At 61.2% G+C, this 15213-nt stretch carries 10 protein-coding genes; 7 read left to right on the top strand and 3 right to left on the bottom strand.

The features are described from left to right. Window positions 1-3 precede the first annotated feature (3 nt). On the bottom strand, window positions 4-2232 hold the full coding sequence (locus ACUIAF_RS05740; RefSeq protein WP_445338118.1) for a cation:proton antiporter domain-containing protein: 2229 nt from the start codon (window positions 2230-2232) through the stop codon (window positions 4-6). A gap of 522 nt (window positions 2233-2754) precedes the next feature. Between ACUIAF_RS05740 and ACUIAF_RS05735 the strand changes: the two genes are divergently transcribed. After that, on the top strand, window positions 2755-5541 hold the full coding sequence (locus tag ACUIAF_RS05735; protein ID WP_445338116.1) for a cation-translocating P-type ATPase: 2787 nt from the start codon (window positions 2755-2757) through the stop codon (window positions 5539-5541). 59 nt (window positions 5542-5600) lie between these two features. Continuing rightward, window positions 5601-6029, top strand: coding sequence for a nucleoside deaminase (locus tag ACUIAF_RS05730; RefSeq protein WP_015021164.1), 429 nt, complete (start codon window positions 5601-5603; stop codon window positions 6027-6029). 10 nt (window positions 6030-6039) lie between these two features. On the opposite strand, the gene ACUIAF_RS05725 is transcribed toward ACUIAF_RS05730, so the two are convergent. Further along, window positions 6040-6867 (bottom strand): sulfite exporter TauE/SafE family protein, encoded by an 828-nt coding sequence (locus ACUIAF_RS05725; RefSeq protein WP_110416697.1) that lies wholly within the window; start codon window positions 6865-6867, stop codon window positions 6040-6042. 245 nt (window positions 6868-7112) lie between these two features. Between ACUIAF_RS05725 and ACUIAF_RS05720 the strand changes: the two genes are divergently transcribed. Together ACUIAF_RS05720 and ACUIAF_RS05715 are read left to right on the top strand one after the other, a co-directional pair. Beyond that, window positions 7113-8087 (top strand): ketopantoate reductase family protein, encoded by a 975-nt coding sequence (locus ACUIAF_RS05720; protein ID WP_445338114.1) that lies wholly within the window; start codon window positions 7113-7115, stop codon window positions 8085-8087. Between the two features lie 176 nt (window positions 8088-8263). Further along, window positions 8264-10489: an alpha-galactosidase gene (locus ACUIAF_RS05715; RefSeq protein ID WP_445339171.1), complete on the top strand. Its 2226-nt coding sequence runs from the start codon at window positions 8264-8266 to the stop codon at window positions 10487-10489. A gap of 22 nt (window positions 10490-10511) precedes the next feature. On the opposite strand, the gene ACUIAF_RS05710 is transcribed toward ACUIAF_RS05715, so the two are convergent. After that, a complete protein-coding gene (locus tag ACUIAF_RS05710; protein WP_445338112.1) occupies window positions 10512-11792 on the bottom strand; it encodes an ROK family protein in 1281 nt (426 codons plus the stop codon). A 291-nt stretch (window positions 11793-12083) separates the two neighbouring features. Between ACUIAF_RS05710 and ACUIAF_RS05705 the strand changes: the two genes are divergently transcribed. From ACUIAF_RS05705 to ACUIAF_RS05695, 3 genes are read left to right on the top strand one after another with little or no spacing between them, the layout of a single operon-like run. Continuing rightward, window positions 12084-13280, top strand: a complete 1197-nt coding sequence (locus tag ACUIAF_RS05705; protein WP_445339170.1) for an ABC transporter substrate-binding protein — start codon at window positions 12084-12086, stop codon at window positions 13278-13280. A gap of 20 nt (window positions 13281-13300) precedes the next feature. Beyond that, complete coding sequence (locus ACUIAF_RS05700; RefSeq protein WP_445338110.1) at window positions 13301-14239, top strand: carbohydrate ABC transporter permease; 939 nt, start codon at window positions 13301-13303, stop codon at window positions 14237-14239. Between the two features lies 1 nt (window position 14240). Further along, window positions 14241-15140: a carbohydrate ABC transporter permease gene (locus ACUIAF_RS05695; protein WP_445338108.1), complete on the top strand. Its 900-nt coding sequence runs from the start codon at window positions 14241-14243 to the stop codon at window positions 15138-15140. Window positions 15141-15213 lie beyond the last annotated feature (73 nt).

Below are 15213 nucleotides of genomic sequence, written 5' to 3'. Positions count from 1 at the left end.
GGGTCACAGGGCCGAATCTGCGTCGACCTGCATGACGTAGACGTTGCGGCGCATCTTCCTGGCTGTCGTGCGTGAGATTTCCCCGGATTCGACCATGTCCTGAATCTGGCTCAGCTCGATGGCATACCCCTCGCGCTTGGCCTCCTCCAACTGATCCCTGATGGCAGGCATGCCCGCGTATTCAGTCTTTCCTTCCGCCGAGGATTCAATCATCTGGTGGTTGATGATGGTGGTCAGCAGGTCCTCGGTCTTGAAACGTCCCTTGCCCAGCTCGGAGTAGAGCTTCTCGATCAGGAAGTGGTTCATCTCCGCCTGCAGGTGGCGCCCGGCGATGAAGACCTGGTCCTTGTCAATCGGCTGGGTCAGGTGCTTTAGGCGGTGGAACTGGCTGTGCAAGAGGCCCTTGATGCGCCTGCGAGCAGTATAGGCCCTCCAGCGAAGTTCCCCGCCCCTGTCCAGGTGGAAGAGGGATCCGGATATGGTGGACAGGATTCTGCGTGCTGCCTGTTCCTGGCTGCGCAGATTCAGCAGTTCCTCCTGGTCGTCTCCGCGCTCGCTGCGCCGGTCGATCAGCTGGGCGTCAGCATCCCTGTCGGCTACGGTCTCGGCCTCAGTACTGGGTTCGATCCCGGTTTCGGTCCCGGCGGCAGACTGCCTTGATGCAGGTGCCTGTTCTACGTCATCTTCGCTTCTGAGCTGCTCTTCCAGCTGATCCTGGGCCTCTTCGATCCGGCTCAGCCGCTCCTCCATGTAGTCCTGCTCCCACTCCATGGTCTGTACCTGCAGGTCCTGGAAATCCTTGGGCGAATACTGTCCGATCTGTGACTTGAGTTTGGCGATGCGGTGGTTGTACTGCTTGATCACCTGCTGGATGGCCAGCCGGTTTTCGTCGGTGATCCTGCTGGAGAGTTCCCGAACCGTGCCCCTGAGCACCTTGATTGATTTTTCGACCTGTTGGGCCGGCACCTCGCTGCTCTGTGAGGGGGCCAGCAGCGGCAGGGCGAAGTTGGCCAGCACCAGGGTGACGATGATGACCCCGGCGGCCACGAAAATCAGCTCGCTGCGCATGGGGAAGGCTGACCCATCGTCGGTCATATAGGGGATGGTCAGAGCCAGGGAGAGGGTGATGGTTCCCTTGGGGCCGCCGAAAGTCATGACGGCTGCCGACCTCAGGAGCTTGGATGTGATCCGTGGTCTGCTGCCGGTTTCATGGTCCTTGGTGAAGATCAGGACGCTGGCCGTCCAGAGAAAGCGCAACACGATCACGGTCAAGCAGACCACAGTGATGGTAGCCACCAACACCCAGTTGCTGACCCGCCGGTCTCGCCAGCTGGTGCCCATGGCTGCCGGCAGCAACATGCCCAGAAGGACGAAGACCGCACCGTTGAGGCTGAAGGAGAGCACCTTCCAGACGCTGGACGAGACGATGTTGGCCTTGGAGGTATTGGGTCCCACTCCGGTGTGGTCGAAGCGGACCAGCAGTCCAGTGGAGACCACGGCCAGGATTCCGGACACATGCAGAATGTTCTGCCCGACCATATATATCAGGAAGGGAAGGAAGAGCTCCAGCAGGATCCTGGTGGTGGTGGTTTCCCAGCCCAGGCGACGGGCGGATTCGAAGAGCCAGTTGACTACAAAGCCCATGATCAGTCCGAAGCCGATGCCGCCCACGAACTCAACGAAGAACTCGCCCAGGGCCTGGGGCAGGGAGAAGGAGCCGGTCACGGTTGCCAGGATGGCAAACTGGAAGCCGATGACGCCGGTGGCATCGTTGAAGAGCGATTCACCGGCAAGGATTGAATGTTCGTCGGGTGTGAGGTCGGCGCTCTCGCCCAGGGACGAAACGGCCACGGCATCGGTGGGTCCCAGGGCTGCGCCTAGGGCCATGGCTGCAGCCAGGGGGAACATGGGCCAGGCGGCATGCAGGATGACGCCCACCATGAGCATGGTCAGAGCAGCCAGGCCAATGGCCAGGGAAAGGGATGATCGCAGCCCCTTGAGCAACTCCACCTTGTTGATGGTATGGGCCTCGTAGTAGAGCAGCGGCGCGATGAAAAGGACCATGAACAGCTGAGGATCCAGCCGCATCCGCGGGAAAATGGGCAGCAGGGCCATGACTGCGCCCAGAACGATCTGGACCAGGGGGGTGGAAATCCGGGGAACGAACCTGGAGATGAAGGAAGAGACGAGGACGGCAGCAAGTATGCACAGAATGAGGATGAATGTTTCCACGGGCTTCCTTTCCGCCACGCAATCCCGGGCGGGCTGCCGCAGGCCCGACTAGCAGGGTTCGTTCGACCAATGAAGGAATCTCCGAGTGCAGGGTCGCATGAGGATCGACGTCGCACAGTCCATTATACGGAATCACGGTATCCAGGAACAGCATCAATGGACAATGTGCGCCAAGTTGACACCTCAAGCCAAAATGGTGGACAGACTGTGCTCGCGATAGGCGAACATTTGTGAAAATCCGGCCCGGGGACCCCTCGTAATCGCATGAAAGACCGGCTCAATCGGTATACTCATGAAGACCGGGAAGGCTCCGAACCTCCCAGAGGTTCACCGCTTGCGGCGGATGACCATGGAGCCCCATCTCTTGACCCCGGGGACTTGCGTACACGCTATTGTTTCCCCGATGCTTTTGGACATACCCCGGTCCAAAAGGAAGATTGCAAGAAAGACTGCAGAGGGTCGCATGCGGGGGCAAATGACCGATCCGGTTTGGAAAGGCCAGGTTGACCGATGACATCATCCATGACATCTACAGACATTAAGAATCAGAACGCAGCGGCAGCAGGGACCGACATGCGCTTCGACGACACCGACTGGCATAGCCTGGAGACCTCGGCTGTGCTGGAGACCCTGCACACCGGGGACCAGGGTTTGGATACGCAGGAGAGCGCACGCCGACTGGAGCTCTTCGGGCCCAACAGCCTGGCCGAGGCCAAGGCCAAACCCCGTTGGAAGCTCTTCCTGGAGCAATTCGCCGGCCCCCTGATCGCCGTCCTGATGCTCTGCGGCATCATCACCATTTTTCTGCAGCACTATGTGGATGCTGCGGCCATTTTCCTGGTCCTTTTTCTCAACGCCATCATCGGCTATGTGCAGGAGTCCAAGGCCGACAAGGCCGTGGAGGCCCTGACCACCCTGTCCACCCCCACCACACGGGTGGTGCGTCAGGGCCGGATGGAGCAGATTGACGCCGACCAGCTGGTGCCCGGCGACCTGGTCCTCCTGGAGAGCGGTGATCGCATCCCCGCCGACCTGAGGCTGATCGAGGCCCTCCACCTGCGCATCGACGAGGCCATGCTGACGGGCGAGAGCGAGGATGCCAAGAAGAATACGGACCCCGTGGACCGCGATGCAGCCCTGGGCGACAGGCACTGCATGGCCTTCTCAGGCACCATGGTCACCAGTGGCCGTGGCCGAGGTCTGGTGGTGGCCACCGGTTCCGACACCGAGCTGGGCGAAATCAACGATCTGGTCCATGTGGCCAAGGGTCGCACACCCCTGCAGCGGATAATCCACCGCACCGAGGTGGGCATTGCCGTTGCCGTCATCCTTGTGGCCATCTTCGTCTTCATCGGCGGAGCCATCCTCAATGGCGACGCTACTGGGGCCTTCCTGTCCGCAGTCTCCCTGGTGGTGGCCTCCATGCCAGAGGCCCTGCCCATCGTGCTGACCGTGGCCATGGCCTTGGGAGTCTCAAGGATGGCCGAATACCATGCCATCGTCCGCTCTCTGCCGGCCGTTGAAACCCTGGGTTCCATCACCGTCATCGGCTCGGACAAGACCGGCACGCTGACCCAGAACCGCATGACCGTGGAACAGTTCACCCTGGGTGGCGGCCAGCCGGTCCCAGTTGAGGGTCTGGACCTGGGCGCAGCGACCGTGTCCGACGACGACCGTATGCGCGGTCTGGCCGCCCTTGCCCGGGCCGGGGCTCTGACCAATGAGGCCCACCGGCAGCCGAATGAACAAGGCGGCATCGAATACAGCGGCGACGCGGTCGATATGGCCATGGCCCGCCTGGCCGACCAGACCGGGGCCGTGACTACTGAAGACCTGGATGCTCCCATCGTCATGGAGACCCCCTATGAGCCGGAGCTGCTCCACTCCATGACCATCCGCCGCAGCCCGGACGGCACCCTGACCCAATACGTCAAGGGTGCCCCGGACGCGGTCATGGCCATGAGCCGAACCATGCTGGACCCGGATGGCCAAGTCGTCCCCCTGGACACCCAGGCCGTCCACAAGTCCTACGAGGCCATGGGTTCCCAGGGGCTACGTGTCATAGGCGTGGCCAGCAGGGTCCTTTCCTCCGACCAGGATCCCGCCTCCCGCCGTCGGCCCGACGACCTGACCTTCCTGGGACTTGAGGGCATGCTCGACCCGCCTCGTCCCGGCGTGCGCGAGGCCATCGCCGACTGCGCCGGGGCCGGCATCCGTGTGGTCATGATCACCGGCGACCACCCGGTGACCGCAGCCGCCATAGGCCGCCGTCTTGGTCTCGATCACACCGATCAGGCACTGACCGGCAGCGAGATGCTGGAGATGAGTGACGAGGTCCTTCGGGCCCGTCTGCGTGAGACCTCCATCGCCGCCCGTGTCTCCCCCCAGGACAAGCTGCGCATTGTGGAGGCCCTGCAGGATGAGGGCCATGTGGTGGCCGTGACCGGCGACGGCGTCAATGATGCCCCGGCCCTGAAAGCTGCTTCGGTAGGCATCGCCATGGGCCGTTCCGGCACCGACGTGGCCCGGGAGGCCAGCGACGTGGTTCTGACCGACGACAACTTCGTCACCATCACCCAGGCCGTGCGCCAGGGGAGGGTCATCTTCAAGGCCATCCGCGGGTCCGCCTACTTCCTCCTGTCCACGGCTGCAGCCGCCATGATCGCCGTGGGGGTCAATGTAATCTCCGAGGAGCCCCTGCTCTTCCTGCCCCTGCAGATGCTCTGGATCAACTTCGTTACCAACGGTGTCCAGGATATTGCCCTGGGATTCGAACCAGGCAACGGGGATGAACTGGAGTCGCCCCCGCGTTCGTCTGGAGAGGGCCTGCTCTCGCGGGTGCTCTGGGCGCGACTGGCCGTCTGCGGGCTCTGGATGGCCACCTGCATCCTGGTCCTCTTCCGCTTGAACATCCACGCGGGAATGGATCTGGCCCACGCCCGGACCATCGCCCTGACCCTGCTGGTCCTCTTCAACTTCTTCGTCGCCATGTCGGCCCGGTCCGAGAACAGGCTGATCTTCCAACTCAACCCCTTGGACAACATCTTCCTTCTGGTGGCCTCGTTCGTGGCCCTGGGCATCCATGCGGGGGCCATGTATCTGGCTCCGGTTGCAGGTGTACTGGGCATGGCCCCCTTGAGCGCAAGCCAGTGGCTCATCTGCCTGGGGATTGGACTGACGGTTCTGATCTTCAGCGAAGGCGACAAGATGGTCCGTGCCTTCCTGGCCAAGCGTGGCATCGACACGTCGGGGCGGACCAAGGGCCATCTGCACCACGTGCGCCGCCGCATCGCAGGCATGATCAACTGAATCGACCTGTCTGGCTGGACTGTCAGACTGGATCCGTGCGAGAACGGTGGAAGGCGCCCATGGGGGAGGCCCTGCGGCTGGCCGGCATAGCCGGAGACCGGGGGGATGTGCCCGTGGGTGCCCTGGTCTTGGATGCCTCGGACCGGGTCATCGGCCGGGGCTTCAATCAGCGGCAGGCCCTGGGCCGCCCCCTGGCCCACGCCGAGATGGAGGCCATCGGGAAATCCGACGCGGGCTGGGATCTGGCAGGATGCACCATGGTCGTCACCCTGGAGCCCTGCCCTATGTGTGCTGGAGCCCTGATGGCCTGCCATTTCAGCAGGGTGGTCTTCGGTGCCTGGGATCCCAAGATGGGTGCCTGCGGATCGGTCTGGGATCTCCCTCGTGATCCGCACACCGGAACGAAGGTCGAGGTGCTGGGCGGTGTGTGTGAACAGGCGTGTGCCGGTATTCTTGCCGACTTCTTCGCCCAACACCGCCAGGACTGAGTCCCTGTTTTCAGCGGTGGTTGTGATTGGCTCTGTACCGCTGGAAGGCCGGGGTGACCTGGAGGGCCGCCCAGATGCAGCGCAAAACAATCAGGCAGAGGTAGGCGGCGAATAGATTGGCACCCATTCGCGCGCTGACCCCCGAGGCCGCCCAGGTGCCCACCGGCGTGGTCAGAGCAGCCACAATTCCCAGAAGCAGCCCTTGACCTGCATGGACCAGGTGGTGCCGCAGGTTGGTGAATGTTCCTGACAAGGAACTGGGCAGGATGGCCAGCAGGGAGGTCCCCCTGGCGATCAGGTCGCTGGCGCCCAGCAGGGCCAGGGCCGGGACCGCGATGGCACCGCCGCCTACGCCCAGCAACCCTGACAGGGTTCCAATCAGGACGCCGACCAACAGAATGATCAAGGCCACCGCCGGGCTCAGCTGGATGCTGCTCTCCCGGGAAGGCGTGGACAGCAGCTGTTGGGCAATGACTGCCATCAGAAAGCCCACGTAGAGCCACCTGAGTATCACCTCAGGAAGCCGGTCCAGCAGCCAGGTGCCAATCTGCGCTCCAATGACCGTGCCCACGGCCAGCAGCAAGGCCGCCAGCCAGTCCACATGCCCGCCCAGGGCGTAGGAGGCCACTCCGGCCAGCGACATAGGAATCATGGATGCCAGCGAGGTGGCTGAGGCCTGCCGTTGCTGCAGTCCGGTCCATACCAGTGCTGGCACGATGATCGATCCGCCGCCGATGCCGAACATTCCCGACAGGAATCCGCTGATCACACCTACCAGGACCAGGATGGCCAGGGTCCGCCGGTTCATTCTTCCGGCTCCTCTCTGCTCTTTCTGCATGGGTTCCAGCCTAGGTCGACGTTTTCGTCGGGAAGGCAGGATGTCCGCGTACGTGCCGATGGGCCCCGATCAGACGTGGCGGGATCTTTTAAGGTGCAGGAATCCACGCATATTTCGGTCCTTATGTCCACCATGCGACCTTTGCCCTGGTTCCCCTCTGCCGTCTCGGCATACTGCTTGGTATCCCCCGGGCCGGTCCCCGGAGGTGTGTTGTCTATTCGAGAGAATTAAGAGGGTGTGTTTCGATGCGATATACGGTCATCGGTGCCGGAGCCATGGGCTATCGGCTGGGCGTGCTGCTGCAGGAGCAGGCCGGCCTGCAGGTGGATTTCGTGGATACCTGGATGCCCAATATTGACAAGGTTCATGACCAGGGAGGCGTCTATGTTTCCCGCGATCATGAGAATCGGCATTTGGTGCCCGTCAACATTTACACCCCCGAGGACTACAAGGGCGACCCCGACGTCTGGATCGTCATGCTCAAGCAGATGCAGCTGGAGGGGGTCCTGGAGCGTTGCGCACCGCTCTTCCGCGACCATCAGGTGGTCTTCTCGGCCATGAATGGCTGGGGGCACTTCGACAAGCTGCTCAAGTACTTCCCCAAGGAGCGCATCTACGGCGGCACGGCCATGATCGGCACGGTCCTCAATGGGCCGGGCGACGTGGACTTCATCGGCAAGTCCGGGGGCGGTTCCATGCACCTGTGTGCCATGACCGAGCAGACCACCGACCTGGAGCGCCGGATGGCCGAGGACTTCAAGGCCGCCAACCTCAACCCCATCCTGACCGAGAACTTCGAGGGCACCTGCCTGGCCAAGATCATTTTCAATTCGGTGGTCAACACCATCTGCACCATGTACCAGATCACCATGGGCCAATTCATCTCCTACCCGGGTGCCAAGGACATGTCCCGCCAGCTGATCGACGAGGCCTACGACGCCTGCGAGCGGGCCGGCAAGCAGCTGATTCAGACCCGCCAGGAGACCCTGGACGAGGTGGACTACGTCAGCCGCATAGGCAATCCGCTTCATTACCCCTCCATGTACCAGGACATGTCCAAGGGGCGCCCGACCGAGGTGGACTACATCAACGGCTATCTGGCGCGCCTGGGCCGCGAGCATGACTACGTCTGCCGGACCCAGGAGTTCCTGACCCACGGCGTTCACCTGGCCGAGCTGGCCTTCCGCGTTCACCATGAGGAGCAGTCCGACCAGGGGTGATGCGAACGGCCGCTGAGTAGATTTCCGTGAATTACTTTCCCAAGTAAGAAAAACACGCCCTTCCAGACAAGTTAGCCGCGGGTCCCTAGCATGGAGCCTAATTATTCGGTGTCGGCAAACGGCACCGTCGGGCTTATGGCGGAGGTGTCATGGAGGATCATCGCGGCGGCCCAAGGATGGGGTCTTATCAGAGCAAATCGAATCTGGGGGTTTCCCTCAGGTTGGTTTACATGGAGCAGTCCGGGCTGTCCCTTGCTGTCCTCTTCCCGGGGAAGGATCTGCCGCGAATAGTTCACTGGGGCGATCCGGTGGCCGATCCGCAGGCCCTTCTGGGAACCTACGATGCTCTGGCGCCGCAGCGGGTCTCAGGAGGCCTGGATCTGACGGCCTGGCCCAGCATCCTCCCGACCCAGTCCGAGGCCTGGACCGGACAGCGCCGACTGCGCATCTGCCGCGGCGGAGTTGAGATCTTTTGCTGCTTCCAGGTGGAATCAGTCGATCTGGGCACGGCCCAGGTCTGTCCTGACGACTCCGCAGTTCCGACGCTGAAGGTTCAGGCCTGCGACCGGGACCAGGGCGTGGGGCTGACTTGGCATTGCCAAGTGCTCTCGTCCGGTCTCGTCAGACAGCGTGCAGACCTGCTCAACCTGGATACGGCCAGAGATCTGGATGTTAATGGCTTGGAGCTGGCTTTTCCCTTGCCGGCTGAGGCAACCGAGATTCTGACCACCACCGGTCACCACCTGCGCGAGCGCAGTCCACAACGCCAGCCCTTGACCGTAGGCCGTCTGGAGCGTCCAAGCCTGGTGGGTCGGCCGGATTTTGATTCCTCCCTGCTCATGTGCGCGGGCCGACCCGGGTTCGGATTCGAGCATGATGAGGTATACGCAATCCACCTGGGTTGGAGCGGCAATGGTCTGCTCAGCGCCGAGCGGATTCCTTCAGCTTCCGCATTGCTGGGCGGCGGCGAGATTCTGATGGCAGGGGAGATCACGCTTCCTCCTGCTGACGGTCATTCCGGCCAGCCGGCGTATTCCACGCCTTGGCTGTATGGTTCCCGGGGCAAAGGTCTGGACCAGGCGGCCCACAGGTATCATGCTTTCCTACGGTCCCTGCATCCTGGTTTTGCATCACGTCCCAGGCCTGTCACCCTAAATACTTGGGAGGCGGTCTACTTCGATCAGTCCTATGACAAGCTGGCTGCCCTGGCCGAACAGGCGGCCCGTATAGGTGTGGAGCGCTTTGTCGTTGATGACGGGTGGTTCCAGGGCAGGCGTTCGGATGAGTCCGGGCTGGGGGATTGGTCCATAGATCGGCAGGTATGGCCAGAAGGACCTAAGAGTCTGGAAGCCCTGGCTGCCAAGGTACATCAGTTGGGGATGGAATTCGGTCTCTGGTTCGAACCCGAAATGATCAGTCCGGACTCAGGCGTCTTCCGGGATCATCCTGACTGGGTCCTGTCCCCGGGGCCTTCCCGATTGCCCGTCATAGGCCGCAACCAGCAGGTCATGGATCTAACCAATCCCGATGCCTATGCCCATGTGTTCGAGGCCATGGACTCGCTCATTGCGCTTATGGGCATCGACTACATCAAATGGGACCACAATCGCTATGCGACCGAGGCCTGCTCTCCCCGATCGGGACGTCCTGCCGTGCATGCGCAGACCCAGGCGGTCTATGGAATCATGCGCGACCTGAAAACCAGGCATCCCGGTTTGGAGATCGAGTCCTGCGCTTCCGGAGGCGCCCGCATCGATCTGGGCGTATTGGAATATGCCGACAGGGTCTGGGTCTCGGACTGCGTGGATCCGGTCGAGCGGGCCGACATCCAACGGTACACATCCCTGCTGGTGCCGCCGGAGATGATGGGTGAGCATGTGGGTGATTCCCCCGCCCATTCCACCGGCCGTGCCACCTCGCTCGGTCTGCGTGCGGCCATGGCTTTCTTCGGCCACATGGGCGTGGAATGGAACCTGCTTGCCGTGCCCCAGGATCAGCTGGACGAGCTGGGACGCTGGATCGATCTGTATAAGCAGTGGCGGCATATGCTGCACACCGGTCATGTAGTACATGGCGACGCACCCGACCCGGCAGTTCGCTTGGACGGGGTGGTCTCAGCTGACGGCTCGCAGGCGCTCTACCGCTTCACCCAGTTGACCTCTTCGGTCAATTACCCCCCGCAGCCTTTAGCGCTTCCCGGCCTGGATTCCAAGTCTGATTACCGGATCAGGCCCTTGGACATCTGCCGTGACCTGGATCGGATCGGCAACGGGCAAAGCCCTCTGGCCTGGTGGTGTCCCCAAGGCGTGGTCCTGCCGGGTGCGGCCTTGGGCACTCAGGGAATCCGGCCACCGGTCATTCACCCCGCTGAGGCCGTGATCTTTGAGGCGAGCCGTATCTGAATCCGCCCAGTCGTTTCCCGGTTCATTCGGGCTTATCAGCCCCTTCGGGACCCTGCAGGTACCGTGCGATTGCTCTGGCCGCCGGCGCTTGTGCCCAGCGGAGCCAGTCGCTGTCGATGATCTTCACAGGGACCTCGACCATCTGGCTGTGGCGGAATGAGGCTGTGCCCTTGCGTACGGATTCGATGCATCTCTTCATCAAATAGGAGGTCTCCCCGCCCACCAGGACCTTGTCAGGCAGGGCCACGTTGGCCACCAGGGCGATCAGGACCCCTAGCCGATAACCGGTCAGATTGAGCAGGGTCTCCGCCTGCGGCATGTCTTCCTCCAGGTCCTTGACCAACTTCTCGAGGCTGGCGGCCTGCCCGATGGCATGTGAGTATTGCTCAGCCAGGGAGCCTGTAGTCAGGCACTGGGCGCAGCCACGATGGCCCAGATAGCAGACCGGCCCATCCGGATCCACCAGCTGATGGCCGATCAGCCCAAACCCTTCATCCGGCGAGGAGACGGGCATGCCGTGCTCGCTCAAGGCATAGCCAATGCCGGATCCCATGGTGATCAGAGCGAAGCGGTCCAGTCCGATGCCCTCGCCAAACCATCCTTCGTACAGGGCCAGGGCGTCGAGATCATTGAAGACCAGACAAGGCAGATCACATGTGTTCTCCATCTGGGTGGCAAGATCGACGGGTTCGCTCCAATGCAGGAATGGGGCGTAGGTGACGACCCTGTCTCCCTCCGCCCGACCGCCCAGGGAGATGGCAAGGCCTGAGGGGCTGGGCAATCCGGTCTGGTTGATCTCACGCATGCAATCTTGCGTAAGGTTTGACAGCATCCTCACGACCTGGCTTAGGCTGCGTTGACGTATGTGATGACTGTGAGACCGGCCGACCGGTCGACAGGCCAGGTCCGTCGCCGTGGCCAACGCGGTGCCGCCGTGAAGATTGATGCCGATGAAGGTCTTGGCTTCCCGGCGGATGAGCAGGGCCTGCTGCGGTCTGCCTACGCTATTGGAACTATGCTTGCGGCCATTCTGCCTTCCTGGTTCGTCTGCCTGCGGTAGAGTGCCGGCTTCCCTGATGACCCCGAGATGGGTCAGATCGTTGGTGATACGTGATACAGCGCCCTGGGTCAGGTTGAATCGCCGTGCCAGAGCCACTCTGGAGATCGGGCCGTGCTGGAGGATCTCGACGGCGATGCGGTGGGTGTATTTGGATGCCGTGAACCAGGCTGGGAATGGCCGTGCTTCCCCTGAGCAGTCAGCATCCTCGTGTTGGTTTGATCTCTGGTTTTCTCTGTCGGCCACGGTGCCTCCTTGCGGAAAACTGGTCCGACCTGATTGCGGACAAACCCCTTATACCGAACAGCCTATCTTAATTACTTTCTTAACGAAAGGAACTCGCCGGAGCTGGGAATGAAATATCCCGGTCCCCTATGCTGATCCGCAGAATCATCTAGGTCATTGTTGCCCATACGGATGGTAAAGGAGCCAAATATGAAGGATATCGGCAGTAGGGAGGGATTCGGGCTTGGTCGAATATCGGCCTGGGTTCGCAACGGAGTCGCCTCACTCCTGGCTCTGTTGACCCTCGTGGCCATGGCTGGCTGCGGTTCCGCAGATTCAGGCCTGGTCACTCTGGACTTCTTCCAGTTCAAATTCGAGGCCGCCGACCAGTTCAAGGCCATGGTGGCACAATTCGAGAAGGAGAATCCTGATATCAGGGTGAATATCAACAATTCGGCCGACGCTCAGACGGATCTGCGCACTCGGCTGGTCAAAAACCGGGTGCCCGATGTCATCACCTTCAACGGCGATATCAGCTTCGGCATGTTCGCGGCTTCCGGGGTCTTCCATGATTTCACTGACGATCCCCTGGTCAAGGATCTGAATCCGGGCATGGTGTCGATAGCCAGGAATCTGGTCCAGACCAAGGATCCTTCGGCCAAGCGCCTGTATGGCCTGCCCTTTGCCGGCAATGCCAGCGGATACATATACAACAAGACGCTTTGGCGAAAGGCAGGGGTCGATCCCGACAATCCGCCCCGCACCTGGTCGGAGTTCACGGCCGTCATGGACAGGTTCAAGGACCAGGGTATCGAACCTGTGCAGGGCACCCTTTCCGATTCCTGGACCGCCCAGGCCCCCTTGGCATCACTGGCGGGAACCCTGGTCCCCGAGAGCAGGTACAGGGAGCTTTTGGCTGGGAAAACCGATTTCAAGACCCTGTGGACACAGCCGGCTCGGCGCGAGGTCGAGCTTTTCGGCCATTCCACCGGCGACAAGGGCGTCACCTACCAGCAGGGCACCCAAAACATGGCCAAGGGCAAGGTGGCGATCCTTCCCCTGGGAACATACGCCATACCACAAATCAGGATGATCGATCCGGATGTGGACCTCGGATTCGCCCAGATGCCTGCGAATGATTCCCCCTCCCGGCAGATACTGACGGCTGGCGACGATGTCATGCTGACCATGGGCGCCACCACCAGGCACCCCAAGGAGGCCATGAGGCTAATCCGCTACCTGATGCAGCCCCGACAGCTGCGCACCTATGCAAAGGCCCAGACTGCCTTTACGCCGACCAGAAAGGTGGAGGCAGGCGATCCGGCCCTGAACGGGGTTCTTCCCTTCTTCCAACAGAACCGCCTGGCTGACTTCTGCGACCATTACATCCCCTCTTCCATCAACATCGGCGGCTACCTACAGACCATGGTCACCAAAGGGGATGTGGATGGCTTCATCGGTTCCATGCAGAACGAATGGGACAAGGTCCAGGCAAGGAACTTCCAATGATGAAAGGTCAGGATTCAGACATGGCACAATCCAAGGTCGTCGGCATCCATACAGCCGACGCAACAGCCAAGGCCAGAAAACGGCCTTCGAGGTTCTCCAGTCGCAAGGTGGACCGCGCCTTCTACTGGATGGCGGTCCCTGCGGCCCTGATCTTCGCGCTTTTCCTCTATGTGCCCTTCCTCCAGGGTGTGGCCTACTCCTTCACGAATTCGCAGGGATACGGGCGCTATTCGTGGATCGGTTTCAGGAATTACGGCGCCCTCTTCCGTGACGGTCGCGTGGGCCACGCTTACCTGTTCACTCTGCTGATCGCCATTCTGATCACCCTGTTGGTCAACTTCATCGCCCTGTTCATCTCGGTGGCGCTGAATGGGAGGATCGCCTTCAAGAACGGGTTCCGGGTCATCTATTTCATCCCCTACACGCTCTCGGTTCTGGTCATCGGCTATGTCTTCAAATACATCTTCATGACGCCTCTGCCGGCTCTTGGCAAGGCCCTGGGCATCGGCTGGCTCTCCCAGTCCCTGCTGACCAGCGAGCACTATGCCTGGATTCCCATTGTCTTCCTATCGGTCTGGCAGGCGGTGGCTTATTCAACCCTGATCTATCTGGCGGGTCTGCAGACCATCGACTCGGAGGTCTATGAGGCCGCATCCATTGATGGCGCCAACGAGTGGCAGAAATTCTGGAGGATCACCTTCCCCTTGATTGGCCCATTCTTCACCATCAACCTGGTGCTGACTCTGAAGAATGCCTTCAACACCTTCGATCAGGTGGTGGCCCTGACCGCAGGAGGGCCCGATTCCAAGACCGAAACAGTCACCTACCTCATCTACAAGGGCGGCCTTACCGGAGGCGAGTACGCCTACCAGACAGCCAACGCGGTCATGTTCTTCATCGTCCTGGCTGTGATCGCGTTCATCCAGCTGGGCATTTCCAGAAGAGGGGAGAAGATCTGAGATGGCACAGACAGCACTTATTCACCCGCAGACATCTGAACAATCAACAGAAATAAGTGGAAGGCGGCATTGGGGATTTACGGGATCGCGCCTCAAGAGGGTCAACTGGTGGCTGACGGTCACCGTGGCTGTCCTCTCCCTGACGATTCTTGTGCCGCTCTACTTCACCGTGGTCACGGCTCTGAAGACCCCTGCGGAGGCCGGAACCTTCAGCCTGCCCTCTTCCTGGCAGTGGCACAATTTCGCCGATGCCTGGAACAAGGTCAACTATCCCAAGGCTGCACTGAATTCAGCCATCGTCACGGTCTGCGCAGTGGCACTCACCCTGCTGACCAACACTTTCGTGGCCTATGCCGTGGCCAGGAATATGGACAAGCGCTTCTTCCGCTTCCTCTACTACTTCTTCATCGCAGCCATGTTCGTCCCCTTCCCCGTCGTCATGCTTCCCATCGCCAAGCAGTTCGGCAGCTGGCACTTGGACAACGTGCCCGGCCTGATCCTGCTCTACGTGGTGTTGGGCCTGGGCACCAACCTCTTCATTGCCACCGGGTTCATCCGATCCATCCCCACAGCTCTTGAGGAGGCCGCCCGCCTGGATGGCGCAGGCACCTGGAGGGTATTCTGGACCATCATCTTCCCGCTGATGGGGCCGATCAATGCGACCATCGCCATCACCACGGCTCTTTGGGCCTGGAACGATTTCCTCATGCCATTGATTGTTTTGACGGATCAGACCAGCCAGACCATCCCTCTGGCACAGTATGTCTTCAGCTCCCAGTTCGCCACCAACTACCCGATGGCATTCTCCAGCTACCTGATGGCCCTGGCGCCCATCCTGATCGTCTACCTGTTCGCGCAGAAGTGGGTCATCAGCGGCGTTATGAGAGGAGCTGTCAAGTAGCCCTGCCGGGACAGGCAGTTCTGGTCAGCCTATAGTAGAGGTCACAGAACAAGGAAGTCCCAGGAATCCAATC

The organism is Bifidobacterium sp. ESL0822, from assembly GCF_052606675.1.
The sequence above is the reverse complement of the archived record's forward strand: the minus strand, read 5'-3'. Positions and strand labels throughout refer to the sequence as shown.

Bases quoted from the DNA above. Each gene is read 5' to 3' on its own strand.
- ACUIAF_RS05735 (WP_445338116.1), top strand. From the start codon at position 2,755: ATGACATCTACAGACATTAAGAATCAGAACGCAGCGGCAGCAGGGACC.
- ACUIAF_RS05720 (WP_445338114.1), top strand. From the start codon at position 7,113: ATGCGATATACGGTCATCGGTGCCGGAGCCATGGGCTATCGGCTGGGC.
- ACUIAF_RS05725 (WP_110416697.1), bottom strand. From the start codon at position 6,867: ATGCAGAAAGAGCAGAGAGGAGCCGGAAGAATGAACCGGCGGACCCTG.
- ACUIAF_RS05715 (WP_445339171.1), top strand. From the start codon at position 8,264: ATGGGGTCTTATCAGAGCAAATCGAATCTGGGGGTTTCCCTCAGGTTG.
- ACUIAF_RS05700 (WP_445338110.1), top strand. From the start codon at position 13,301: ATGGCACAATCCAAGGTCGTCGGCATCCATACAGCCGACGCAACAGCC.
- ACUIAF_RS05730 (WP_015021164.1), top strand. From the start codon at position 5,601: ATGGGGGAGGCCCTGCGGCTGGCCGGCATAGCCGGAGACCGGGGGGAT.
- ACUIAF_RS05705 (WP_445339170.1), top strand. From the start codon at position 12,084: ATGGCTGGCTGCGGTTCCGCAGATTCAGGCCTGGTCACTCTGGACTTC.
- ACUIAF_RS05695 (WP_445338108.1), top strand. From the start codon at position 14,241: ATGGCACAGACAGCACTTATTCACCCGCAGACATCTGAACAATCAACA.